Below are 25,677 nucleotides of genomic sequence, written 5' to 3'. Positions count from 1 at the left end.
ACGCCTTATGTTTTTTTTAGTTACGAGCTCAGCCCGATGTTATTTTTTCTGAAAGTAATTATACAATAATTTTGAATAATCTGAACCGGTACTGATATTCATAAAACTGGCAGAGCTGTTGGCAAAATCTTCTTCCAGAGCTCTCAGTTTTTGTTTTTGAGCTTCAGCAAAGGTATAGCGCCATCTCGCACTGGAAGTATTGGCCCAAATTTCTTTTCCGGTTTCCACATCAAGCAAACGGGCATATCCAACGTCAGGAATCTCATTATCTTTTTCATCATAAATCCTCATTCCCAGCAACTGATGTTTCTTTGAAGCCACTCTCAGCATTTTGGAATCATAGGCATCTTCAAAATCTGAAAACAAAAATACCAGAGATTTTCTTTTAAAAATCCCCATCATATATTCCATTGCCTTGTCTATTTTAGATTCTGCCGGAACATAATCTGCAGTGAGAATATTGCTGATAATAGAAAGAATATGTTTTCTTCCTTTTTGGGGAGGAATAACTTTATATACTTTATCAGCAAATAGAATCAATCCTACTTTATCATTATTGCCAGCGGCAGAAAATCCTAAACTGGCTGCAATTTCAGCTACATATTCTCTTTTCAGTTGAACCTTTGTTCCATAATCCATGGAAGCAGAAATATCAACAAGAATCATCATAGTAAGCTCCCTTTCTTCTTCCATTACTTTTACAAATGGTTCACGGAAACGTGCGGTTTTATTCCAGTCGATTCTTCTGATCTCATCCCCAAACTGATAGGGACGCACTTCCGAGAAAGTCATACCCTGCCCTTTAAAAGCACTGTGATATTGCCCCATTAAAGCAGCCTCCGTCTTTTTTCGGGTACGGATTTCAATCTGCTTTACTTTTTTTACAATATCTTTTATCTGCATAGACGAGTTCAAGGTTTAAAATTCAAAGTTTAATATTTGAGTTTCGGGATCCGGGTTTCGGGTTAATCTTTAAACTCAATGGATACGTTCGACCACTCATTATCAAACTTCGTATCATATTTTTTATAAAAATTGATGGCGGGTTCATTCCAGTTTAATACCTGAAACACCATTCCGCTGTAATTATTGGTTTTACCATATTCCAGCGTAGCATCAAATAGTTTCTTTCCAATCTGCTTTCCTCTCAATCTTTCTGTTACCACCAGATCTTCAAGATATAACCTTCTTCCTTTCCACGTAGAATATCTGTCGTAATACAGGGATATTCCAACTATTCCACCTTCATATTCTGCTACAAAAGCACCCCACACAGGAGAAGTTCCGAAACCATCCTGAATAAAATCATCCAAAGTCACGGTTACTTCATGCAGTGCTTTTTCATATTCCGCCAGTTCTTTAATTAAAGCAAGCATGGAAGAACAATCTTCCAGAACGGCTTTTCTTATAACTACATCACTCATTATGGTGCCTGGATTTTTGCTAAAATTCTATTGATAATTTCTTCAGTTGTGATCTCTTCTGCTTCTGCTTCAAAGGTCAATCCCATTCTGTGTCTCAATACATCTTTTGCCAATGCTTTTACATCTTCCGGAATGACAAATGCTCTTCCTTTTAAGAATGCATAGGCTCTTGAAGCGATAGCAAGGTTAATAGATGCTCTTGGAGAAGCACCGAAACTGATATAATTTTTAAGTTCAGAAAGCCCATAATTTTCCGGATAACGTGTTGCGAACACCATATCCAGGATATATTTTTCAATTTTTTCGTCGAGATAAATCTGATTGATCAGTTCTTTCGCATCTACAATATCCTGAAGAGAGATTACAGGTTTCACCGTTGGCTGGTGTGAGGTTGAAACCATTCTCATCACCTGTCTTTCATCCTCAAAAGCAGGATAATCTATGGTACACTTCAGCATAAAACGATCGCTTTGTGCCTCAGGCAGCAGGTAAGTTCCTTCCTGATCAATAGGGTTTTGTGTTGCCAATACCAGGAACGGCTTTGGAAGCTTCATGGTTTCATCACCAATCGTCACCTGTTTTTCCTGCATGACTTCCAGAAGTGCTGATTGTACTTTTGCCGGCGCACGGTTGATCTCATCTGCCAAAACAAAGTTCGCAAATACAGGTCCTTTTTTTATAGAGAAATCGTTGTCTTTGATATTATAAATCATGGTTCCCACTACATCTGCAGGAAGCAAATCAGGGGTAAACTGAATCCTTGAAAAATCTCCATGAACAGCATCTGCCAGTGTTTTTATCGCTAAGGTTTTAGCCAGCCCGGGTACTCCTTCAAGAAGAACGTGTCCATTTCCCAAAAGCCCTACCAAAAGACGGTCTACCATGTATTCCTGTCCAATAATAACTTTGTTGATTTCCTGTCTCAGAAGAGAAAATAAGTAGTTTTTTTCTTTTACTTTTTCCGTCAATTGGCGGATATCTTCAGCTTGATATATCTCTGACATAGCTTGATTTAAAATAAGTGGTAAATTTCTGATAAATACTTGCATTAATCAACATAATAAATGCCATTTTTGAGTTAAAGTTTGTTAAAAATTCCGGCATTGACGAGATATTTAATGCTATAATGTTGAATTTCTTATCTATAAATAAATCCAGAAATTCAAATTCCCTTCATAAAATCATTCCGTTGTTTCTTCCCATTATCCATAAAAAAATGTCACAAAATCACTTTTGCAACATTTTTATTTTTTAATCAGAAACTTGATTATTTAATTTTAAAGCTTGGTTATTGTAATGGTGAATATATTTTCAGGAGCATCAGTAGTATCTTCATAAGCTCCGACATTTACAAAATATTCTGTTCCAGATACTGTGGTAATGGTAAGGGTTTCCGCAGCACCTCCGCCACCATTGTCTACAGTTCCTGTACATGACAAATTACTACAGCTGCCACTATATACACCTATCTGCGGATCATAACTACTGCCAGAAGGCATTGTCGCTTTAATAGTATACTGACTTCCATCACCAGTAAACTTAAACCAGGTACCATCATTCATTCCTGTATCTCCGTTGCTTGTGCATACGCTTATATTTCCTGCATTATTAGTCGTGGATACAGCATCATTCTGAGTATAAGAATAAGGAAACACTGATGCCTGCAGTGCTCCGGTACATGCATCATTCACAGGTATTGGGGGAACGGTTTTAAAAACAAGTTCTGAACACCCGGAAGATCCGGTACTACCAGAAACCGATGTCACTTTTAAATAATAAGTTGTTCCGGGAGTAAGAGCTGTAGAGGGTGAAAAACTATTTCCGGATACAGTTTGCTGATTAATAATATCAGAACTTCCTGAGCTTGTTCCCAATGAAACTTTATAGGAACCAGCACCAGAAACCGGAAGCCAGTTGAAATTGGGAGTTAAAGAGACATTCTGAGTATTATTTGTAGGATAAACAACAAAAGGACAGGCAGGAGTAGTACTTGATGTAAGACCTGAAATTGTAACTGACGATTTATAATCCGCTCTAATGCCTCCAGGAGGAGATGCAATATCCACTACTGCACGATCTCCTTTATAATACAGAGTGGAATAAGGAATATGAGGATACACATGAAAAGCTTCATCAAAATTATTAATATCGATATTCGGAGAATTTTCTTTTGCTGCAACAACCAGATTATCAGTATTATTATAAGCAAAAGGGGTATTGAAAACAATTTCAACTTTATTATTGCTTTTGGCTACAGTTCCTGAAAAAACCTGGGTCAACTGCGCAGCAGGAATCCAGTCTGTACCGGAAGCAAAGGATGTTTTTGAAGTATGCCCAAGATATACCGTCCAATTTGAAGACTCAGTAATTGTTGATGAGGAATCTACATAAAATGCGAGGCCCGTAATATTACCTGCCGCATTGGCATTAACTTCCTGCTTGGGATATATCTGCTGTACATAGGAATAGGAAAAAAAACTGCTTACAGGAGCTACTCCTACATTGAGACTTCCAATATTGATATTGATTTGAGCACTCACTCCTGTCACTACAAAAAACAAAGCTAAAAGTAAAATTCTTTTCATTATTAATAACATTATTCTTGAATACCATGCTAATTTAACAATAAATGCTTTAATTACAGTAATAAAAAAAATATTTCATAACAGTATTCAACACTAAGAAAAGAATTAGACAAAAACACATCTTACAATCAAAAACAATACACATTTAACAACGAAACATTCTAATATAACAAAAACAAAAGAAATTAAAAGGGAATTTAATACACATTTCATATATTTACACTAAACATCAATTCCATGTATAAAAAGCTATTCTTTTTCAGTTTTTTCATTACCCATCTCGTTTTCGCCCAAACGACAATGACAAATATAATTTCAGACGCCGTATACTATGACGGCTATGCAGCTACAGTATCCAACCCTGTACCTGCCGGTTTGACAAGACTGACGAATGCCAGGTATACCAGAAAACTTACTGATGCAGAACTAGATGCTTTTAAAGCTAAAATTGCTATGCGTGTAACCATTGCTCCTTTGTGTGATAATTATGACCGTCTGGGGGAAGTCTTTTTGGCTATGGTTCCTAAAAACCAAGCTACTTATACAATCAATGACGCTAATGTCAAAAGAATTGAAATAGGCAGATATATTACTCCTTTCATGAATAAAAACAAAACTCCTTCAGAAGTTCCTTATACTTATGATGTCAGCAATTTATACAGTATATTCCATGACACAACATTGCGCGGCATGTATGATCTCTATATGGAACTGGATGTTTTCGGGGTTCCTTATGCAGCACAAACCCAGGTTTCAGGCTGTGCAAACAGAATTGATGTTTTTTCGGGAACTCTTACCTTTTTCTCAACAGATACAGGAGCAACCCCTACAGACACCAACAGCATTGCACCTATATTAAGTTATAGCACCCTTAATAACTATAACAACACTGATGTTGCCGGAGAAACCGTTAGAATTGTCACTTTTAATCTTCCAAACCCTGTTACCAATGCCCGCTTCTTTGTAATATCGACTCCTCATGGTGCTAACAGTGGTGGTGAAGAGTATATAAGAAGACAAAACTACACCTATATAGATGACGTACAAGTTCTCACCTATACTCCCGGAGGTATTTCATGTGAACCGTACCGTATATACAATACTCAGGGAAACGGAATCTATGGTTCTACTCCTAAAACTTTTGCTGACTGGACTTCATGGAATAACTGGTGTCCCGGAAATTCTGTTCCCATCAGAGAATTCACATTACCCAACTTAACTGCAGGAAATCATACTTTGAAACACACAATTCCAACCGCAGTTTTCAACCAACAGCAGGGATATGTTATGTTATCCGTTTATATGCAGGGGAAAAGCAATACAGCTTTGAATGTAAAAGAGATCAAAACAGTAGATGTGAATATTTACCCCAATCCTACTACTGACTTTGTGAATGTAAAATCAAAAGTAGAGGTCAGTTCAATAAGCCTTTTCAATATAGAAGGAAGAAAACTTTCCGAAACTTATAAAGAGAACAGAATAGATTTTTCCTCATACAGCACAGGAATTTATTTTTTACATATTGTTTTAAAAGACGGAACTGCCTTTAAACACAAAATCATAAAAAAGTAACTTCGACACATCTTTTAAAATAAAATAACAAAAACCCTCTCTGAAACTTCACTCAGGAGGGTTTTTCTATTGATCTTCATATAAAATTAAATGTAAAAAACGTTCTGATATCAATAAAAACCGATCAAAAAAAGAACCTTAATTCACTCTTTTTCCAAATAGTTAAAAAATTTTAACTTTAATCCTCTAGTCAAAAAAATTGTCATTTCCAGTTTATTAAACTATTTTTGGTGATTAAAAATTTTGCAAAATGAATTATCATTTTCAAGCACACAGACAGGTAAGAAAGAACCTTTTAGATATCCTTCAGAACACATCTCATGAAGATCTGATCCTGATTCCGGATGGTTTCAACAATAATATTTACTGGAATATTGCACATACTGTTGCTACTCAACAGCTATTGCACTATTACCTGAGCGGAAATCCTTTCCGTATTGACAAGTATTGGATTGAAACCTATAAGAAAGGAACTTTGCCCAACTTAAATGTTCAGAAATCAGAAGTGGAAGATTTAGAATTTTTACTTACAGAAACTTCAAAGATTTTAATGAAGGATTATGACAGTGATTTCTTCTCAGATTACACGCCCTACACCACAAGTTTCGGGATGGATCTGAAAAGCATTCAGGATGCCATTATCTTCAACAATATGCATGAAAGCCTTCACTATGGATATGTGATGGCACAGAAAAGAGCAATTTTAGGAGAGAAGTATTAGTTCAAAGTTTAAGATTTAAAGTTTAAGGTTATGGGGACTATTAATAGATTTGAGGATTTAGAAATCTGGAAATTATCCCGACAACTATGTAACGAGATTTATAATATTATTGAATCTACCAACCTTAAGAATAATTTTAAACTTAGCAATCAAATCGATTGATCTTCGGGGTCTGTAATGGATAATATTGCCGAAGGATTTGAAAGAAACGGGAATAGAGAATTTATACAATTTCTTTCTATTGCGAAAGCTTCCTGTGGAGAAACCAGATCACAATTGTATCGGGTTTTTGACAGAAGTTTTATTTCGCAGGAAAAATTTAAAACATTAATTGAGCAGACTGAAACGTTAAGTAAAAAGATCAGCTCTTTTATAAAATATTTAAATACAACAGATTTAAAAGGAACAAAGTACAAACCTTAAATTCAAAACTTTAAACTTTGAACTTTAAACAATGAACATTGAACCTTAAACATAAAATTTTAACAACTCAATGAAAGACGATTTTATTTTCGGGCTGCGTCCCGTGATTGAAGCAATTGAAGCGGGAAAAACGATTGACAAGATCTTTGTGCAAAATGCACTTCAGGGTCCTATTTATGCTGAATTAAAAGCCATTTTAGCGAAAAATAAAATCCGTCCCAACTATGTTCCGGTTGAAAAACTGAACCGTTTTACAAGAAAAAACCACCAGGGTGTGGTTGCTTTTATTTCGGATGTACCGTTTCATAAAGTGGAGGATATTGTTCCACAATTATTCGAACAGGGAAAAACACCTTTTCTTTTGATTCTGGACAGACTTACTGATGTAAGAAACTTTGGAGCTATCTGCAGAACGGCAGAATGCGTAGGTGTTGATGCCATAATCATTCCGGAAAAGGGAGCAGCTCCTATTAACTCTGATGCTATAAAAACTTCTGCAGGTGCTATTTACAATATTAAAATATGTAAAGAAAATAATCTTGCTCATGCAGTAGATTTCCTTCAGCAAAGCGGAATTTCCGTATATGCAGCCAGTGAAAAAGCTCAGAAATTAATCTATGATGTTAATATGACTGAGCCATGTGCTATTGTGATGGGAAATGAAGAAACCGGAATTTCTAAAGAAGTATTGCATCATGCTGATGAAAAAATAAAACTTCCTATTGAAGGAAAAACTCAATCCCTGAATGTTTCTGTAGCATGTGGAGCGATTTTGTATGAAGCGGTAAGACAGAAAATGTCCGTGATACCTAATCCATAAACCATGAAAATACAATCACTTTTACCATTATTTTTTGTTCCGTTAGCTTTTAATGCGCAGACAAAAAAAATAGCAACAGACAACCGCCTTACGACTGATCTTGATAAGATGGTTCAGAAAGAAGCTCTTGCGTATATGCAGAATCCTGCCCGTGTAGGAATTTCAATAGGCATTTTTAAAGATGGTAAAAGTTATTTCTATAATTATGGTACAACGGAGATAGGAAAATCAGAACTTCCAACCTCCCAAAGTCCATATGAGATTGCATCCATCACCAAGACCTTTACCGGAACACTTCTGGCTCATGCTTTAGTAGACGGCAAAATTAAAATGGATGATGATATCCGGAAATATATAGGAAATTATCCTAATCTTGAATTTGAAAAGCATCCGATAACGATCGGTAATCTAACCAATCATTCATCAGGATTGCCACAGTTTCTGCCGGATCAGTCTGAAACATTCAAAAAACCGATGGACTCTGTTGCCCTGGCACTGTCAGATTTTTATAAAAACTATTCAAAAAAGAATTTTTATGAGGATCTTCATCAGGCTAAAGTGGATTTTATTCCTGGAACAGAATATAAATATTCCAATGTAGGAACACAGATTGCCGGGGATATCCTTGAAAAAGTATATCATACAAGCTATGAAAACCTGCTTTCAGAGTATATTACAAAGCCTCTGAAAATGAATCATACTATTCTTGGTACGAATTCTGCACAGCTATTGACTCGTTATAACGAAAAAGGCAGGATAATGCCCAGAAATTTCACAACCATTTTTGCTCCCGCAGGAGGAATCATTTCTACTACAGGAGATCTTGTGAAATACATGCAGTATCATCTGGATGAGAACAATAAATATGTGAAAACATCTCATACACCTTTTGTAAAAAGTGAAGGAGATGCCATTGGACTGTACTGGAGATTACATACATATGAAGATGGAACTCAAACCGTTTATCATACAGGAGGTACATTTGGCTTTTCAAGCGTACTTCAGATTTATCCTTCAAAAAACATGGGAGTGGTAGTACTTTCCAATGAATCTGATGGAGAATCTCAGGGGAAACTGCATGATATTGCAGATAATATATTAAGAAATAGTAGTAAAAAATAAAGTTAAAAAATCAAATGAAGAACATTGCAGCGCTTGCGCTTATATCATCAATAGCTCTTGTATCTTGTAAAAAAGAAACGGCAAAAATAACAAAAGTAGATCCTAAAACCGGAAAGACAGTAACTGTAGAAGTTCCTGCTGATTCTGTAGCGAAAGTTGCAGAAAACCCGGCTATCAAAGATTCTGCGGGTGTGATTACACAGACTTTTAAACTTGAAAAAGGAAAAACATATCCTCTTACCACTTATCAGAGAGATGTAAAAACTATGACTGATCCTCAAGGAAAGTCCATCACTGCAACAAGCGAATCTACAGACGAAATGAATTTCGTAGTGGATGAAATTAAAGGAAATGTATATGAAATGACCCTTAACCTTGTAGCCAAGAGAAATTCTCAGTCTGCACAGGGAAAAACGGTAGTGGTAGATACCAAGCTTCCTCTGCCTAAAGAAGATGATCTTAAAATGATCTGGAACGTTAACAAAGCACTTACCGGAAACAAACTTCAGATGAAGATGGATACAAAAGGGAATGTGATTTCTATTACAGGATTTGATGCTGTTTATACCAAAGTTGGTAATGCAGTAGGTACCCTTATCAAAGATGCCAATGAAAAAGCAAGCGTAGTAGCAAGCCTTAAACAATCATTCAACGAAAAAGTACTGAAAGATCAGTTCCACAAAAACCTGATGATTATTCCTAAAAAAGGAGTGAAAATGGGAGAAAAGTGGTCAACTTCTGAGAATGCTGACCCAAGCGGAAGCGTAAAAGTAACATCGAATTATGTACTGAAAAGCTTAGGAAACGGAGCGGCAGAAATTGCAGTAACCGGAGGTATTCCTAAGAAAACAGAGAAGAAAGCTCAGGGACCTATCACACACAGCCTGAGCAGTGAACTGGTTCAGAACGGAACCATTAAGTTTGACGAAAGCACAGGATGGATTACCAACCAGAATATCAACGTAAAAACAACTCAGATAGAAACCATTTCCGATGGAAAACAATCTCAGTCTATGAAAAGCGTTTCCAATTCTTCGGTAATGGTAAACCCATCTGCTAAATAACTGAAGTAAACATTCAGGGTTTACAATATACTTTAAACCCTGAACTTTAAATTTTTTAAATTATGAAGTACATTCTTGAGTTAGTACTCACTGCCATTATTATTTTCTTTGTCTGGAATATTCTGAAAAGAATTTTCTTTAAGACATTTTACAGCTATCGTTTCAATAATGATAACCAGAATAACAGACAGCAGGACCTACACAACTCGAATAAGAATAACCAACAAAACCTTAAATGGGATGCAGAAACTGTAGACTACGAAGAGGTGAAAGAGAGTAAGGACAAAAGGTAAAAATTCCAAGAAATAAAAGATAATAACCAGCATGGCAAAAAATAAAAACTTAATTTATATTGCAGCTTCATTAGTAGTATTTATAGTTTTAGCATTTTTATATTCCACTCCTGTATTTTCAGGAAAACAGCTTTTTCAGCACGATATTGTGCAGTACAGAGGAGGAGCAAAAGAACTGCTCGACTATAGAGCCAATACCGGAAATGAAACCTATTGGAGTGACTCCATGTTTGGAGGAATGCCGACTTATCAGATGGGAAGCCAGTTCAAAGGTGACATCATCAAAAAAATCGACAGCAATCTGAATTTCCTGCCAAGGCCGGTTAATTATCTCTTCCTGCTATTTGCTGGTTTTTTCCTTTTGGGAATGGTAGTGGTCAGAAACTGGAAATATGCTCTTCTGGGGGCTACTTTTTTCGGGCTTTCAACCTATTTTTATATTATTATTGCAGCCGGGCATAACGGTAAAGTAAACACTATTGAATATTTTGCTCCGTTGCTGGCCGGTATTTTACTGGTGTATATCAGAAAACAATACATCTGGGGATTCATTGTCACTACCCTTTTTATGGGGCTTCAAATTGCTGCCAACCACCCACAGATGACCTATTATCTGTTCATTGCGTTAGGATTCTTATTCCTTTCTGAACTGATCAGAGCTATCCAGAAAAAGACACCGATGAAGCATTTTCTTATTTCATCAGGAATTATCGCTGCATCATGTATTATTGGAGTTGGAATGAATTCACAGAGAATCATGGCCAATTCTGAATATGTAAAAGAAACTGTTCGTGGAAAGCAGATTTTAAATAACGACAGCCATACTTCAGGAAAATCCGGAATGGACAAAGAAAGTATGCTGATGTGGAGCTATGGGCAACTGGAAACTTTAAACCTTTTCATTCCAAGATTAATGGGTGGAGGAAGCCAGGAACCTGAAGGAAAAGAAATCATGAACAGAGTTCAGGAACTGGTTCAGGAAAATGTAGGCTCACAGGCTGAAATGGATAGAATTTCCAAAGGTTTCAGCGGAGTTACTTACTGGGGTGATCAACCGGGAACTTCAGGACCTGCTTATCAGGGAGCTATCGTATGTTTCCTTGCCCTATTAGGATTCTTTTTTGCTTCAAAAAAATACCGTTACTGGATTTTGGGAGCTTCCATCCTGACCATTTTACTGGCTTGGGGAAGTAACTTTATGCCATTATCCGATTTCTTTATCGATTATGTACCATTCTATAATAAATTCAGAGCTCCTTCTTCAATCTTAGTTGTAGTAGAATTATTATTCCCGTTAATTGCTATTCTGGGATTATACAGATTCTTTACAGATGAGAAACTGACCGAAGAATACAAACAAAAGATCCTTATGTATGTAGGAGGTGGAACGTTAGGATTTTTATTGATTCTTTTAATCTTTGGAAAATCATTGTTAGGTTTTGCTACAGAAAGCGAAAAGACCTACTTCCCTCCTTTCCTACTTGATTATCTTGTAGATGAAAGATATAAATTATTCAGAATAGATGCCATAAAAGCATTCATTTATGTGGCGATTACTGCTGCTGCGTTATTCTTAACTTTAAAGAAAAAGCTGAACCAGAATATTGCTTTGGTAGTGATTGGACTTGTAAGTTTATTCGATCTTTGGACGGTAAACAAGCGTTATCTCAATGACGAAAACTATGTAGATAAAATCTTTGCAGAAAATCCTTTCCAGACTGAAAGTTCAGACCTGTTGGCTGAAAAAGTGCAGGGAAATCCAAATCTGGAATCTATTTTATCCAATGTCAACATCAACAAAACATTGGAAACTATTGCTGAAAAAGATAAAACACACTATAGAATTTACAACCAGACATTAGGAGTTACCAGTGAAACCAATACCTCTTATTTTAAGGCTTCCATCGGTGGTTATCACGCCGTAAAATTAAGAAGATATGACGATGTACTGAATGAATACATCAATAGTATTGACAGTGTAAAAACACCTAATGTATTAAACTTACTGAATGCAAAATACATGGTTTTCGGAGGTCCTGAGCAACCACAGGTTGTTCCTAATCCTAAAGCCAATGGTAATGCATGGTTTGTAAGTGATTTAAAATTTGTAGATACTCCTAATCAGGAAATTAAAGCTATCGGAACTATTGACAACAAAAAAACGGCTGTCATTGCTTCATCTGACAAATCCTATTTTGATAACAAACCTGTTCAGGCAGATTCTACAGCATTTATCACTCTTACGAAATATCAGCCTAACGAACTTGAGTTTAAATCTCAGTCGAAAACGCCTCAATTGGCCGTATTCTCTGAAGTGTATTATCCTCACGGATGGAAAGTACTGGTAGACGAAAAAGAAGTTCCTTACATCAAAGCAGATTATTTACTTCGTGCAGTACATGTTCCGGCAGGAAACCACCACATCAGAATGGTTTTCGAACCTGAAGTGATTGAAAAAGGAAAATGGGTTTCCCTTCTTTCATTCGGATTATTTATCCTGTTGGCTGCATTTGGACTATTCTGGATGAATAAGAACAAGAAAAAAGAAATTGTAGCTGAACAAAAGATTTAATGAAGAAATAGAATGAGATTCTTCTCTGCACTCCGCTTCGTTCAGAATGACAAAGACCATTAATTTAAAAAATGGAACAAAAAAAAATACTGATTATCACCTATTACTGGCCTCCTGCGGGAGGTCCTGGTGTTCAAAGATGGCTGAAGTTTGCAAAATATCTGCCTGATTTTGGCTGGAAACCGATCATCTATACTCCGGAAAATCCAAGTTATCCATTGCTGGACGAAACATTGATGAAAGATGTTCCGGAAAACATCGAGATGGTAAGAACCAAAATCTGGGAACCTTATCAGCTGGCTGAAAAACTGAATAAGAGCAATAAAAAATTCAAAGCCGGACAATTTGATGTAGGCAAAAACCAAAGCTGGAAATCTAAACTTTCGATTTGGGTAAGAGGTAATTTTTTTATTCCTGATGCCAGAGTTTTTTGGGTAAAACCTTCTGTTAAATTTCTGGAAAAATACCTGAAAGAAAATAAAATAGATACTATTGTTACTTCCGGTCCACCTCACTCACTTCATCTGATTGGTTTGGGGCTTAAAAGCAAAATGCCAGATCTGAAATGGATTGCCGATTTCCGTGATCCATGGACAGAAATTTCTTATTATAAGCATCTGAAATTAACCAAAAGTTCAGATAAAAAACACCGTCAGCTTGAAAGTGCTGTATTTAAGAATGCAGACATTACACTTGCTACAAGCTATACTGATGCAGAAAACTTCAGAAAGGCGGGAGCTAATGCAGTTTGTATTACGAATGGATTTGATGAAAGTGATTCAAGCGAAAAAGTGGAAGGACCAAAAGGTGAAAATACAAATTCACAAATTGATCAGTCATTTACACTAAGTTATATCGGTGTTTTAGAGCAGCTCAGAAACCCTGAAAATCTATGGAAAGCGCTTGACGAACTGGTGAAAGAAAATCCTGAATTTGCAGCTGATTTTAAGTTGAAATTTGTAGGAAGAATAGATGATAAAATTCTTCAGGCTATCGAAAATTCAAGTCTGAAAAATCATATTTTGAATCTCGGATATCTTGCTCATGGTAAAGCCGTGGAAGAAATGCAAAACTCGGATATGCTTCTTATTACCAATTTCCCGAATGAATCTTCAAAAGGAATTATCCCCGGAAAAATATTTGAATATCTTGCTTCAGGAAAACAGATCCTGTCATTCGGTCCGGATAAAGCAGATGTTGCAAAAATTCTGGAAGAAACGCAGGCAGGAAAACATTTCAGTTATCAGGATACTGAAACCATTAAAAAGTTTATTCTTGAAAAATTTGAACTTTGGAAAAATGGTAGCCTTCTCGAAAACACTCAACATATAGAACAGTTTTCAAGAAAAAATCTTACTCAGCAACTGACTGAGATTTTGAAATAAAAAAAGAAGGGAAGTTAGAGGCTGAAAACTGGAAGTTTATTCCATTTCCCTGCTTCTAACTTCTAACTTCTATATCGTCCACTGATCATTCACAACAGCAATCAGGTAGTATTTACCCTGAAATTCTTCAAATATAAAACGAACTGTTTTCCAATCCATTTCACCATATTTTTCTGTTCCTTTGATATAATTTTCGGTGAAATCAGATTTAGGATAAATCTCCTTTAAATTATTCAGGGAATTCCCTCCTCCGATAAATTTATTCAGTGAATATTGTGAAGCTGTAAAATCTTTAGAAAAAACCCATTTTCCTAGATAATCGTTAATGGTTGCTTTATAAGGATCACCTGAACCATCCTGTGCTCCCCACGTAAACAAGGTTTTAGTAGGCTGATATTTTTCAAAATCTGCTTTAGAAAAATGTTTATCTTCCTTCAGATTAACAAAAGCATACATTGAAAACCGGATTCCTTTTTCCGGATGAATCAACGAAGCAAAAGTGGTATAATCCTTAGCTTTCAGTGCTTTTAAAACCTCATCGTTAGTCTGCTTTAAAACCGCTTCTTTCTCAGCATTATTCTGAACAATGCCTGCACTGTCTGTTTTATTTTGTGCGATGGAGTCTATTTCACTGGGAACAGGCTTTCCGGCTTCTTTTTTACAAGCTACAATCATAGTCAGCGCGAAAACTGCAATCAATATTTTTTTCATATTTTACATTTTGAAACTGGTAAAAAACACCAAAACTGATGCCAAGTGGTAAATGATGTAAAGAGATAAAGACTATGAGAGTTGATGGATTTTGGCTTCTCATTTTAAAAATTACATCGTACATTTGTTAGATGGAAATGTTGGATATTCTGATTATCGGGGCCGGACCCATCGGTTTAAACTGCGCCCTTGAAGCTCAAAAAAACAATCTTAGTCATGTAATCATAGAAAAAGGAACGATTGTCAATTCACTATACAATTACCCTTTATATATGCGTTTCTTCTCTACTGCAGAAAAACTGGAAATTGACGAAGTGCCATTTATTTCTACTGCTCCAAAGCCGGGAAGACAGGAAGCTCTGGAATACTATCAGGGCATTGCAAGACAAAAAAATCTGAATATCAATCTTTATGAAAGGGTTTTGAATATCTTGAAAAAGGATGAAATATTTGAGATCAAAACTACCAAAGCAATCTATCAGGCTAAAAATGTAGTTATTGCTACCGGATTCTATGATATTCCTAATCTTATGAATATCCCAGGAGAAAATCTTCCGAAGGTCAAACATTATTATACCGAACCTTATCCTTATGCAAAACAGAAAATTGTAGTAGTAGGATCAAGTAACTCCGCTGTAGATGCTGCACTGGAAACCTACAGAAAAGGAGCTGAAGTAACGATGATTGTTCGTCATTCTGAGGTTTCAAAAAGTGTAAAATATTGGGTAAAACCTGATATTGAAAACAGAATTGCAGAAGGGAGCATTACAGCCCATTTTAATGCAGAAATGATTGAAATTAAAGAAAATTCTGTTGTGTTTAAAGATGAGAAAGGAGAAACTCATGAAATTGACAATGATTTCGTACTGGCCATGACCGGCTATCTTCCGGATTTTGATTTCCTGAGAAATTCAGGGATTGAACTTCATGGAGATTGTCTGAATCCTTTTTACCATCCTGAAACCATGGAAACCAATATTTCTAATCTCTATCTTGCAGGAGTAGTTTGTGGAGGGAAAGACACTCATCTCTGGTTCATTGAAAATTCCAGGATTCATGCGAATATGATCATCAATTCGATTATTTCAAAATCTTAATTGTAAACGACTAATATATTAAAAAGGGTTCGGGCAATTTCTACGAAATTGCCCGAACCCTTTTATTTTAAAATTCATGAATCAAAAACATTATATCATCTCTTCCTCAGCTTTATTTTTATCCTTAAGCATCCACGGAATGATAAAGTAAAAACCAATCGCAATAAATACTGCAAGCAATCCGGTTCCGATCCATAATACATTGAATCCTAACTTTTCTGCAATCAGTGTTCCTATATAAGGTGTAATGATAAATGCTATGGAAAATGATATCCCGTTCAATCCCATATAAGCACCTTTATTGTTCTCTCCCGAACGTAATGCTGTAATGGTAGACATAAATGGAAGTGTCCATATTTCTCCCACACAAAGTAATGTCATAGACAGCACAAGGGTAATCATACTGTAATCAAATGCCAGCATTGCATAGGAAATACCACACAGGAAAGTCCCGAACAGCATTGTAAAGGCTAAAGTAAAATATTTCTCAGCAATTTGTACCAGTCCCATTTCAAGCAGTACGATCAGAAAACCGCTGTATCCTAAGATATATCCAATGTTTTGCTGACTTAGATGTGCCGTATCCTTATAAAATATCGTCAGAGTACTAAACAACTGGAAGAAACATATGGAAAACAGCATACAGAATACACAGTAAATCAAAAATTTACTATCGCGGTAAGGCGAGCTTTCTTTTTTAATAATGATAACTTCTTTTACTTTTTTCGCCTTTTCTTTCGCCAGTCTTGCACGGCCTTTAAAGAACCAGATATACATCAATCCCGCCAGCAAAGCAGCCAATGCATTACTGAAAAACAGAAATTCATAAGAAATAGCCGACAAAATACCACCCAGCGCAGGACCAATGGAAAACCCAAGATTTACGGCCATTCGGTTCAGTGAGAAAGCTCGGGTAATATTTTCAGGTTTTGCATATTTGGTAATCGCCACCGAGTTCGCAGGACGAAAAGTTTCGCTTACAATACTTTGCACTAAAATAATTCCCGCCAGACCAGCTTCGGTAGTAAAGAGCGGGATCATACAGAATAAAGGTACACTGAGAAGTAAACTCAGACTCTGTACCCTGTACTCACCTATTTTATCAGTAATCATTCCTCCTAACCATGATCCGATAACCGAACCTATTCCAAAAAAGCTCAGTACAATTCCGGAATTTTCAATACTGAAATGCAAATGATTCGTCATATAAACTCCCAGAAACGGAAGTACCATAGAACCGGCCCTGTTGATGAGCATTACCAACGCCAGCATCCAACTCTCCTGCGAGAGTCCTTTAAAAGAACTCGTATATACGTTAATTAGTCTCACAATAATATTTTGGGGAATTTGAAAGTGCAAAATTAGATAAAAATAACCCAAAAAGCCTTTGTTTACACCTCTTTTTTATCAATAACATCTCTTACAACACAATTTTAAACGCATCCTGAATAAAATTTTTTTTTTAACACATAAAACCGAAAAACTTTTATAAAAATCGTAAATTGCAGTAACAAAAAGGGTTTTTAAACTAAAAACACTTAAAAACACAATAAAAATTTAACCGATACTGAGAATGGTAACCTACGAAAATTTACATGATACGCTATCCTTTTACAGTATTGACTGCCGGCAATCCTACTATATTTCTTCCGGAAAACCCATTTTTGAATTTCCCAAGGCTCCTTTCAGAATGGATTACTATGCACTGTGCGTCTGTACTGCCGGAGAAATCAATATTGAGATCGATCGTCAGAAATATAAAGTAGATGTTCATAGTTTTCTTATCGCAGCCCCTTCCACGATTGTAAAATTTGGAAAAACCAGTGATGATTTTACAATGAAACTGCTGTTCTTTGACAAGAATTTTCTGATTAAAAATATCTCCAATCCTTTCATCATTGAGAAAATGAATCTTTTCTCTAAAGGTTCGTACAGCATTATAAAAACTTCTGCAAAAAATTCTTTACAGCTACAAAACCTTCTGGATTACCTTGATAAAAAATCGAAGAAGCAGGGAAAATTTACGGAAGAAATTATCCGCACTATTATTTTCAATCTGTTGTTGGAGACTGCTGAAATTATAGAACAGGAAAACTCTTCAAATCCGGATAAAAAAGAAGAAGGAAAAAAAGATCTTTATCTGAAATTTGGTAAACTGATCAGAGAAAACATCACCAGGGAACGAATGGTTCAGTTTTATGCAGATCAGCTTCATGTTTCCAATAAATACCTTATCGAAATCATTAAAAAGGCAAGCGGAAAAACACCTCATGAGGTTATTGATGAAGCCTTACTGAAAGAAGCTTATGTCATGCTCGGAAATCCTGATATGACAATTTCTGAAATTGCATTTGAGCTACAGTTTAATTCCGCTTCCGCATTCGGCCGTTTCTTTAAAAAACATACTACACTTTCTCCGTCAGAATACAGAATGAAAGAAAATATTCAGTCATGAGAATTTGGGGATAATAATTCTGAACTTGGGGATATATATCACTTTGTGAATAGAGGTACCTTTATACTGTTAATTAAAAACAATACAAAATGAGTACGATCAATTCAAAATTCGACAAAGTTTTAAATGCCTCTGACCAGTTTGGAAACGTAAACCATGAACCGGATTCAAGTAAAGAAGTTCAGATTAACACTCCTGAAAAAACTATGCCTTTCTCCGATCAGATCGGAAACTATCAACGTAACAAAGGTATTCCTTTACAGTCTTACGAAAACAGTAAAATCTATATTGTAGGAAGCGGAATTGCGGGTATGTCTGCCGCTTATTATTTTATCCGTGATGGCCGTGTACCAGGCAAAAACATTATTTTCCTTGACCAGCTGAATGTGGAAGGCGGATCTCTGGATGGAGCCGGTAACGCAAAAGACGGTTACATCATCCGTGGAGGTAGAGAAATGGATATGACCTATGAAAATTTATGGGATATGTTCCAGGATATTCCGGCTTTGGAACTTCCTGCTCCTTATAGCGTATTGGATGAATACCGTCTTGTTAATGACAACGACCCGAATTACTCTAAAGCAAGACTGATCCACAATCAGGGACAGATTAAAGATTTCAGTAAATTCGGACTGGAGAAAAAAGATCAGCTGGCAATTGTAAAATTGCTGTTAAAGAAAAAAGAAGACCTGGATGATCTTACGATTGAAGATTATTTTTCTCCATCTTTCCTCAACAGTAATTTCTGGTTCTTCTGGCGTTCTATGTTTGCCTTTGAAAACTGGCACAGTCTGTTGGAACTGAAGCTCTACATGCACAGATTCCTTCATGCCATTGACGGAATGAAAGACTTCTCATGTCTGGTTTTCCCAAAATATAACCAGTACGATACGTATGTAACTCCATTAAAAAACTTCCTGGTTGAAAAAGGAGTACAGATCCAGTTCAATACATTGGTAAAAGATCTTGATATTCATATTAATACGGAAGGAAAAACTGTTGAAGGAATCATCGCTGAACAGAATGGAGAGGAAGTAAGAATCCCCATCGGTAAAGATGATTACGTTATTGTAACTACCGGGTCTATGACTGAAAGTACATTCTACGGAGACAATAATACCGTTCCTGAAGTTACCATAGACAACAGTAGCGCCGGACAAAGTGCCGGATGGAAACTTTGGAAAAATCTTGCTGCAAAATCTGAAGTGTTCGGGAAACCTGAAAAATTCTGTAGCCATATTGAAAAATCTTCATGGGAATCTGCAACGTTAACCTGTCGTCCTTCTGCCTTCACAGAGAAACTGAAAGAACTTTGTGTAAATGATCCCTATTCAGGAAGAACAGCTACCGGAGGAATTATTACCATTACAGACTCCAATTGGGTAATGAGTTTTACCTGTAACAGACAGCCCCATTTCCCTACTCAGCCGGATGACATCCTTGTAGTATGGGTCTACGCTTTATTGATGGATAAAGAAGGTAATTATATCAAAAAACCAATGCCTCAGTGTACCGGAAACGAGATTCTTGCCGAGCTGTGTTATCACCTTGGAATGACGGATCAACTGGATAATGTCATAGAAAACACTATTGTACGTACAGCATTCATGCCTTACATCACTTCTATGTTTATGCCTAGAGCAATAGGAGACCGTCCGAGAGTAGTTCCTGAAGGATGTACCAACTTAGGTCTTGTAGGACAGTTTGTAGAAACCAATAATGATGTTGTCTTCACTATGGAAAGCTCTGTGAGAACTGCAAGAATAGCTGTTTACAACCTACTTAATCTCAACAAACAGGTTCCGGACATCAATCCATTACAGTATGACATCCGACATTTATTAAAAGCTACCCAGGCTTTGAATGACTATAAACCTTTCTTAGGAGAAGGAATTTTAAGAAAAATATTAAAAGGAACTTATTTTGAGCACATCCTTGTCAACCGTCCGGAAGAAAAAGAAGAACACGAATCCTTCCTGACCAGATTTCAGGAATGGGTAAAAGGAGTAAAAGATTGAAAATATTAGCTTACAAAACAATAGTTTTAAAGTAGTATATACTTTATTCTTAACGCAAAGGTTTATAAAAAACTTATTCTTATTTTAAGAGAGCAAAGGCAGATAAATCTGCTCCGCAAAGCAATACGCTTCATCAAATCAACTTGTTGATTCTCTTCTTTGCTTCCTATAATAAATCATTATTATTCTAAGCCTTTGCGTCAAAGACAAAGTATCTTTTTTTTAAAAGTATCATCTACTTTAAAAACATTTTTAATTAAAAATAAATCTCATGGATTTTAAAAATATAACGATAGCAGGAAGTGGTGTATTGGGATATCAGATCGCCTTCCAGACTGCCTATCACGGTTTCAACGTTACCGTATATGATATCAATGATGAAGTATTGGAAAAAGCCAAAGGTAAATTCACCGCTTTAAGTGAAGCTTACCAGCAGGATTTAGGAGCAACAAAGGAACAACTTGATGCCACATTTAAAAATATCAATTATTCATCAGACCTTGCTCAAGCAGTGAAAGATGCCGATCTTCTGATAGAAGCAGTTCCTGAAGATCCAGCCATCAAAACGGAATTCTACCATAAGCTGGCTCAGGTAGCACCTGAAAAAACAGTTTTTGCAACGAACTCCTCTACCCTTCTTCCAAGCCAGTTTGCTGAAGATACAGGAAGACCTGAGAAATTTGTAGCCCTTCATTTTGCCAATGAAATCTGGAAGCACAATACCGGAGAAGTGATGCGTCACCCGGGAACTTCACAGGAAGTATTTGATTCAGTTATCCAATTTGCAAAAGATATTGGAATGGTCGCCTTACCTATCCAGAAGGAACAACCTGGATATATTGTCAATTCATTATTGGTTCCTTTGCTTGGAGCAGCCGTCAATCTCTGGGTTGATGAAGTATCAGATATAGAAACGATTGACAAAACCTGGATGGTAGCTACCGGAGCTCCAGCAGGACCATTCGGTATTCTGGATGTTGTAGGAATTACAACAGCCTACAATATCAATAAAATGGAAGCTGAAGAAACTCAGGATCCTTTAAAAATCAAAGCAGTGGAAAAATTAAAAGAAGATTATATTGATAAAGGAAAACTGGGAGTACTGACTGGTGAAGGATTTTATAAATATCCTAATCCCGCATATCGAGACAAAGATTTTCTAAAATAGAATCGTATCCTTCAAATCTTAAACTATTAAAGTAAAATCAGGACTTCATTTGGAGTCCTGATTTCATTTATCAACTATTCTTAATATTAATTCTGGCTTATAAAACTGCATATTGGAAAACGCAAAGACGCAAAATTATTTTTTCTAACCGCTTTTAAGACGCTAGGATTTTATCTTCGATAAAATTGTATAATGTTTATTCCTGGAGATAAGAATTGTGATTGAATAAGCATTACACTTGCTGGAAATCTTCGATTTCCTCGCACCTTAAAAATAATCACATGCATAAAATTCTTAGTGCCTTTGCGTTTTCCAAAAAAATACAGCAGGATTTCATTGTTGAAGTCCTGTTTTTGTTAATCAAATGCTATTAAAATAATTCTGACTTATAAAATTATAGGTTGGAAAACGCAAAGACGCAATTTTTTTCTAACCGTTTTTAAGGCGCTAGGATTTTATCTTCGATAAAATTGTATAATGTTTATTCCTGGAGATAAGAATTGTGATTGAGTAACATTACACTTGCTGGAAATCTTCGATTTCCTCGTGTCTTAAAAATATTCACCATGTATAAACTTCCTAGCGTCTTTGCTTTTTCCAACAAAAACAAAAAAGCAGAACTCCCAATGAAGTCCTGCTTTTGTTTATGATCTATTCCTGAAAATTATTCAGGTTTATAAGAATCTTTCAATGTTACTGTACGGTTAAATACCAACGTATCTTCTGTAGAATCCTGATCTTTTGTAAAGTATCCGATTCTCTGGAACTGTAATGGCTCTCCCACAGCAACTTCTTTCAGGTTCGGTTCAGCAAATCCTTTTACTGTCGTAACAGATTCAGGGTTGATGAAGTTTAAGAAGTCTACATCTTTCTCTGCATCAGGCTGCTCCACTGTAAACAGTTGGTTGTAGATTCTTACTTCTACAGGAATAGCATGTTTTGCAGATACCCAATGTAAAGTTCCTTTTACTTTTCTTAAACTTTCTTCTGTTCCACTTCCTGACTTACTCTTCTCATCATAAGTAGCATAGATGGTAGTAATTTCACCATTTTCATCCTTCTCAACTCTTTCAGCTTTGATGATGTAAGCAGATTTCAAACGAACTTCTCCACCTAATTTAAGTCTGAAGAATTTATTGTTAGCTTCTTCTTTGAAGTCTTCACGTTCTATATAGATTTCTCTTGAGAATGGTATTTCTCTTGTTCCTGCATTTTCCTGTTCAGGATTATTTTCAGTTTCTAACCATTCTTCTTTGTCTTCCGGGTAGTTTTCAATCACCAATTTTACAGGATCTACTACTGCCATTACACGCTTAGCAACTTTATTCAAGTCTTCACGTACGCAGAAATCCAGCAACTGAATTTCGATAAGGTTTTCTCTTTTCGCTACCCCTACTTTTTCAATAAAGTTTCTGATAGAAGTAGGAGTAAATCCTTTTCTTCTCATCCCTGAAATAGTAGGCATTCTAGGATCATCCCATCCGGTTACTACTCCTTCAGCTACTAATCTTTGCAGCTTTCTTTTGGAAGTAATCATATAGGAAACATTCATCCTTGCAAATTCTCTCTGCTTGTTTTTAACATTTCCTTCTTCGTAAACCTGATCTAAATACCAGTTATACAAAGGTCTGTGATTTTCAAACTCCAAAGAACAAAGTGAATGCGAAATTTGTTCGATATAATCAGATTCACCATGAGCCCAGTCGTACATTGGATAAATTTTCCATGCAGTACCGGTTCTGTGGTGAGGCTTATTCAAAATTCTGTACATAACAGGGTCACGCATATTCATGTTGGGTGAGACCATGTCAATTTTTGCACGAAGAGACATTGAACCACTTTCAAATTCTCCGTTTTTCATCCTTTCGAATAAATCTAAAGACTCTTCAACAGGACGATTTCTGTATGGAGATTCAATTCCTGGCTCAGCAGGATTTTTTCTTTGCTCAGTAATCACTTCAGATGGCTGCTCATCTACATAAGCTTTTCCTTCTTTAATTAACTGAACGGCCCAATCGTAAAGCTGCTGGAAGTAATCGGATGCATACAAAACTTTATCCCATTTAAAACCTAACCATTCAACGTCTTTCATAATAGAATCTACGAATTCCTGTTCTTCTTTCTCAGGGTTCGTATCGTCGAAACGAAGGTTTACGGGAGCATTGTATTTTTCACCCAGACCAAAGTTAATGCAGATCGCTTTTGTATGCCCTACATGCAGATAACCATTGGGTTCAGGTGGAAAACGGAAACGGATCTGATCTCTTTTCAAACCGTTTGCCAGATCATCTTCTATAATTTGCTCAATAAAATTGAGTGATTTTTTTTCTTCTTCCATTAAAGTAGCTTTTATTTTTTTGCAAAAAAAGTTTCACAAAGTTACGGAAAAATAAGCTTTTGTAAAAGTGATAATTTAAAAGCCTTATGTATTGTATTTCAATATTTTTCACTAATTTCGGGATGCTAATACCATTTTAACCAATTAACCGTCATGGCCGTTTATATCTTAAGCAACCGGAAAATTATCCGGCACAAAGGCGAAAGAGTAGACTCTTTTTCCAATGAAGAATACTCGATTCCTAATTTCAGAATCGCCAAGTGCGATTTTGATAATTATAAGGAACCTACCGCACAGATCAAAAAGAAAAAAGACTATACCAACAGAAATATTTTAAATTACAAGCTTTTTTCCGAACCCGAAAAACAAGGGTATGAAGAAGTTTTAGACGTTCTGTTGAGTGAAAAAGGAATTAAAAACTCCCCTCTTACAGCCAATAATCTTGGTGGCACCCAAAGAATGTTTTATGAATTGTACAAAAACATGTCTTCTACCAAAGACAGAAGTGATGTACTGATATTCATCCATGGTTATCTGTATGATTTTGATGATGAATTAAAGGCCATACTTGATCTAAAAAAAATATTCATTGATAATCCAGCATCTCCTGTAGAACATATCTTATTTGTCAGTTGGCCCGCTTCCGGCAGTATGATCCCTTTGAGTTATTTTGATGATAAGGCTTCCAGCATCAATTCCGGAACCTCTCTGGTGAGATTGTTTTATTTCTATACTCAGTTTCTAAAAGATATTTTCTCCAACCGGGATCTTGCTCCCTGTAATCAAAGAATACACCTGATGGCTCACTCTATGGGAAACAGAGTGCTTCAAAGTATGCTATACAGTCTTAAAAGAGAGAATATACTTCGTGTTATTGACCAGGTTCTCCTGTTAAATGCAGATGTAAGCTATAAAGTGTTTGAAGATTCTGAGGATTCATTTAATAAACTCCCCTTATTAGCCAACCGGATTTCCATTTATTTAAACAGACAGGATATTATTCTGGGAGCTTCTCAGTTTACCAAAAATATTCTTACCCCGAGACTTGGTAAAAATGGACCAAGTGATATTGCTCATTACAAAGATATTGTGTCTATTATCGACTGTACCTTTGTAAAAGATGATCTTCTCAATAGTCTTAAATATGAAGTAGGAAATCATTGGGGATACCTTTCAAGCTCTCAGGTACAGAAAGATATCTTTCAAAATTTAAACGGAATTGACAGAAATCTTATCACCAACAGATCAAAGGATAACGAAAATATTTTCACAATTATTTCTTAACAAATAATTAAAATAATTCTTAAAAAATAAACTCTGTGTTAAAATTAGCCTCAATTTACAGTATGGCACAGAGATTGCTAATTCAAAGGTTAGGGAATTACAATTTTTTATTATGGGACAGATTAAAAAAAGGTTTTCTGATATATTAAACTATATCAAGAAAGCCATCTTCGTAAAAGATGTGATTTAACTGAGTAAAAACCTCTAAATCAACAAAATATTCGATACAAAACTACTACATCCTCATAAAGACCGGATTAAAAAAAGCCCTCATCTATTCTGCATAGGAAGGGATTGCTAAATTGAAAAACCGGAACTACCTTTTTAGATTTCAAACAATACAAACTTTTTAGTAAAATTGTTAAATATTACTAAATAATTCCCCATGTGTTGTATAATTAAAAAAAGTTATCGACATTTACTTACCAATCAAATAAAATCAATAACATGAAAAATCTAAAGAAAATCAAAAGAGGGGAATTAAAAACCATCAAAGGAGGAAGACCACCTCTTGGATGCAACAGTTGGAATCCGGTTGCCATGTGCTGCAGATCATGGGCCCCTGACTATTGTGGTCAGACTACTTGCCCGGATTCACCACCGCCATTATGCTAATTAATTTTAT

General features: G+C 36.0%; 21 protein-coding genes and 1 pseudogene. 15 read left to right on the top strand and 7 right to left on the bottom strand.

The window, feature by feature from the left end:
• Positions 1 to 39: 39 nt before the first annotated feature.
• The 4 genes from ACMA47_RS07745 to ACMA47_RS07730 form a co-directional block, all read right to left on the bottom strand.
• Positions 40 to 903 carry a DUF58 domain-containing protein gene (locus tag ACMA47_RS07745; RefSeq protein WP_034695209.1) on the bottom strand — a complete coding sequence of 288 codons (864 nt, stop codon included), beginning with the start codon at positions 901 to 903 and terminating at the stop codon, positions 40 to 42.
• Between the two features lie 62 nt (positions 904 to 965).
• A complete protein-coding gene (locus tag ACMA47_RS07740) occupies positions 966 to 1,424 on the bottom strand; it encodes an N-acetyltransferase family protein (RefSeq protein ID WP_413929337.1) in 459 nt (152 codons plus the stop codon).
• Positions 1,424 to 2,428: an AAA family ATPase gene (locus ACMA47_RS07735; protein WP_034695238.1), complete on the bottom strand. Its 1,005-nt coding sequence runs from the start codon at positions 2,426 to 2,428 to the stop codon at positions 1,424 to 1,426. The genes ACMA47_RS07740 and ACMA47_RS07735 overlap by 1 nt, the downstream gene beginning before the upstream one ends.
• A gap of 273 nt (positions 2,429 to 2,701) precedes the next feature.
• A complete protein-coding gene (locus ACMA47_RS07730) occupies positions 2,702 to 4,009 on the bottom strand; it encodes a hypothetical protein (protein WP_413929336.1) in 1,308 nt (435 codons plus the stop codon).
• A gap of 237 nt (positions 4,010 to 4,246) precedes the next feature.
• Here ACMA47_RS07730 and ACMA47_RS07725 point away from each other — a divergent pair, with 237 nt between their 5' ends.
• The 9 genes and pseudogenes from ACMA47_RS07725 (at position 4,247) to ACMA47_RS07685 (ending at position 13,981) form a co-directional block, all read left to right on the top strand.
• Complete coding sequence (locus ACMA47_RS07725; protein WP_413929335.1) at positions 4,247 to 5,581, top strand: peptide-N-glycosidase F-related protein; 1,335 nt, start codon at positions 4,247 to 4,249, stop codon at positions 5,579 to 5,581.
• A gap of 250 nt (positions 5,582 to 5,831) precedes the next feature.
• Positions 5,832 to 6,302 carry a DinB family protein gene (locus ACMA47_RS07720; protein ID WP_002977558.1) on the top strand — a complete coding sequence of 157 codons (471 nt, stop codon included), beginning with the start codon at positions 5,832 to 5,834 and terminating at the stop codon, positions 6,300 to 6,302.
• Positions 6,303 to 6,332: 30 nt separating this feature from the next.
• Positions 6,333 to 6,725: pseudogene (locus ACMA47_RS07715) on the top strand (four helix bundle protein).
• 70 nt (positions 6,726 to 6,795) lie between these two features.
• A complete protein-coding gene (rlmB, locus tag ACMA47_RS07710) occupies positions 6,796 to 7,545 on the top strand; it encodes a 23S rRNA (guanosine(2251)-2'-O)-methyltransferase RlmB (protein ID WP_034695204.1) in 750 nt (249 codons plus the stop codon).
• Between the two features lie 3 nt (positions 7,546 to 7,548).
• Complete coding sequence (locus ACMA47_RS07705; RefSeq protein ID WP_413929334.1) at positions 7,549 to 8,667, top strand: serine hydrolase domain-containing protein; 1,119 nt, start codon at positions 7,549 to 7,551, stop codon at positions 8,665 to 8,667.
• A gap of 14 nt (positions 8,668 to 8,681) precedes the next feature.
• Complete coding sequence (locus tag ACMA47_RS07700; protein WP_413929333.1) at positions 8,682 to 9,731, top strand: DUF6263 family protein; 1,050 nt, start codon at positions 8,682 to 8,684, stop codon at positions 9,729 to 9,731.
• 62 nt (positions 9,732 to 9,793) lie between these two features.
• Positions 9,794 to 10,024 (top strand): hypothetical protein, encoded by a 231-nt coding sequence (locus tag ACMA47_RS07695; protein ID WP_079242725.1) that lies wholly within the window; start codon positions 9,794 to 9,796, stop codon positions 10,022 to 10,024.
• A 31-nt stretch (positions 10,025 to 10,055) separates the two neighbouring features.
• A complete protein-coding gene (locus tag ACMA47_RS07690; protein WP_413929332.1) occupies positions 10,056 to 12,596 on the top strand; it encodes a YfhO family protein in 2,541 nt (846 codons plus the stop codon).
• A 71-nt stretch (positions 12,597 to 12,667) separates the two neighbouring features.
• Entirely contained in the window at positions 12,668 to 13,981 is a 1,314-nt protein-coding gene (locus ACMA47_RS07685; protein ID WP_413929331.1) for a glycosyl transferase family 1, read from the top strand.
• A 69-nt stretch (positions 13,982 to 14,050) separates the two neighbouring features.
• Here the strand turns inward: ACMA47_RS07685 and ACMA47_RS07680 are convergent, their stop codons facing one another.
• Positions 14,051 to 14,692 carry a hypothetical protein gene (locus ACMA47_RS07680; RefSeq protein ID WP_413929330.1) on the bottom strand — a complete coding sequence of 214 codons (642 nt, stop codon included), beginning with the start codon at positions 14,690 to 14,692 and terminating at the stop codon, positions 14,051 to 14,053.
• 131 nt (positions 14,693 to 14,823) lie between these two features.
• Between ACMA47_RS07680 and ACMA47_RS07675 the strand changes: the two genes are divergently transcribed.
• The gene (locus ACMA47_RS07675) at positions 14,824 to 15,789 is read left to right on the top strand and encodes a YpdA family putative bacillithiol disulfide reductase (protein WP_413929329.1); all 966 of its coding nucleotides are present in this window, start codon (positions 14,824 to 14,826) and stop codon (positions 15,787 to 15,789) included.
• 90 nt (positions 15,790 to 15,879) lie between these two features.
• Here the strand turns inward: ACMA47_RS07675 and ACMA47_RS07670 are convergent, their stop codons facing one another.
• On the bottom strand, positions 15,880 to 17,061 hold the full coding sequence (locus tag ACMA47_RS07670; RefSeq protein WP_413929460.1) for an MFS transporter: 1,182 nt from the start codon (positions 17,059 to 17,061) through the stop codon (positions 15,880 to 15,882).
• A gap of 301 nt (positions 17,062 to 17,362) precedes the next feature.
• Here ACMA47_RS07670 and ACMA47_RS07665 point away from each other — a divergent pair, with 301 nt between their 5' ends.
• The 3 genes from ACMA47_RS07665 (at position 17,363) to ACMA47_RS07655 (ending at position 21,430) form a co-directional block, all read left to right on the top strand.
• Complete coding sequence (locus ACMA47_RS07665; protein WP_413929328.1) at positions 17,363 to 18,244, top strand: helix-turn-helix domain-containing protein; 882 nt, start codon at positions 17,363 to 17,365, stop codon at positions 18,242 to 18,244.
• An 89-nt stretch (positions 18,245 to 18,333) separates the two neighbouring features.
• Positions 18,334 to 20,262: an oleate hydratase gene (locus tag ACMA47_RS07660; RefSeq protein WP_413929327.1), complete on the top strand. Its 1,929-nt coding sequence runs from the start codon at positions 18,334 to 18,336 to the stop codon at positions 20,260 to 20,262.
• Between the two features lie 271 nt (positions 20,263 to 20,533).
• Positions 20,534 to 21,430 carry a 3-hydroxyacyl-CoA dehydrogenase gene (locus ACMA47_RS07655; RefSeq protein WP_413929326.1) on the top strand — a complete coding sequence of 299 codons (897 nt, stop codon included), beginning with the start codon at positions 20,534 to 20,536 and terminating at the stop codon, positions 21,428 to 21,430.
• Positions 21,431 to 22,094: 664 nt separating this feature from the next.
• Here the strand turns inward: ACMA47_RS07655 and ACMA47_RS07650 are convergent.
• On the bottom strand, positions 22,095 to 23,768 hold the full coding sequence (locus ACMA47_RS07650) for a glutamine--tRNA ligase/YqeY domain fusion protein (protein WP_413929325.1): 1,674 nt from the start codon (positions 23,766 to 23,768) through the stop codon (positions 22,095 to 22,097).
• A 153-nt stretch (positions 23,769 to 23,921) separates the two neighbouring features.
• Between ACMA47_RS07650 and ACMA47_RS07645 the strand changes: the two genes are divergently transcribed.
• Together ACMA47_RS07645 and ACMA47_RS07640 are read left to right on the top strand one after the other, a co-directional pair.
• Positions 23,922 to 25,052, top strand: coding sequence for an alpha/beta hydrolase (locus tag ACMA47_RS07645; protein ID WP_413929324.1), 1,131 nt, complete (start codon positions 23,922 to 23,924; stop codon positions 25,050 to 25,052).
• Positions 25,053 to 25,499: 447 nt separating this feature from the next.
• The gene (locus ACMA47_RS07640) at positions 25,500 to 25,667 is read left to right on the top strand and encodes a bacteriocin-like protein (RefSeq protein WP_156121559.1); all 168 of its coding nucleotides are present in this window, start codon (positions 25,500 to 25,502) and stop codon (positions 25,665 to 25,667) included.
• The last annotated feature ends 10 nt before the right edge of the window (positions 25,668 to 25,677 follow it).

It is taken from the genome of Chryseobacterium sp. T20 (assembly GCF_047345655.1).
In the GTDB taxonomy this organism is placed as follows: Bacteria; Bacteroidota; Bacteroidia; order Flavobacteriales; family Weeksellaceae; genus Chryseobacterium.
The sequence above is the reverse complement of the archived record's forward strand: the minus strand, read 5'-3'. Positions and strand labels throughout refer to the sequence as shown.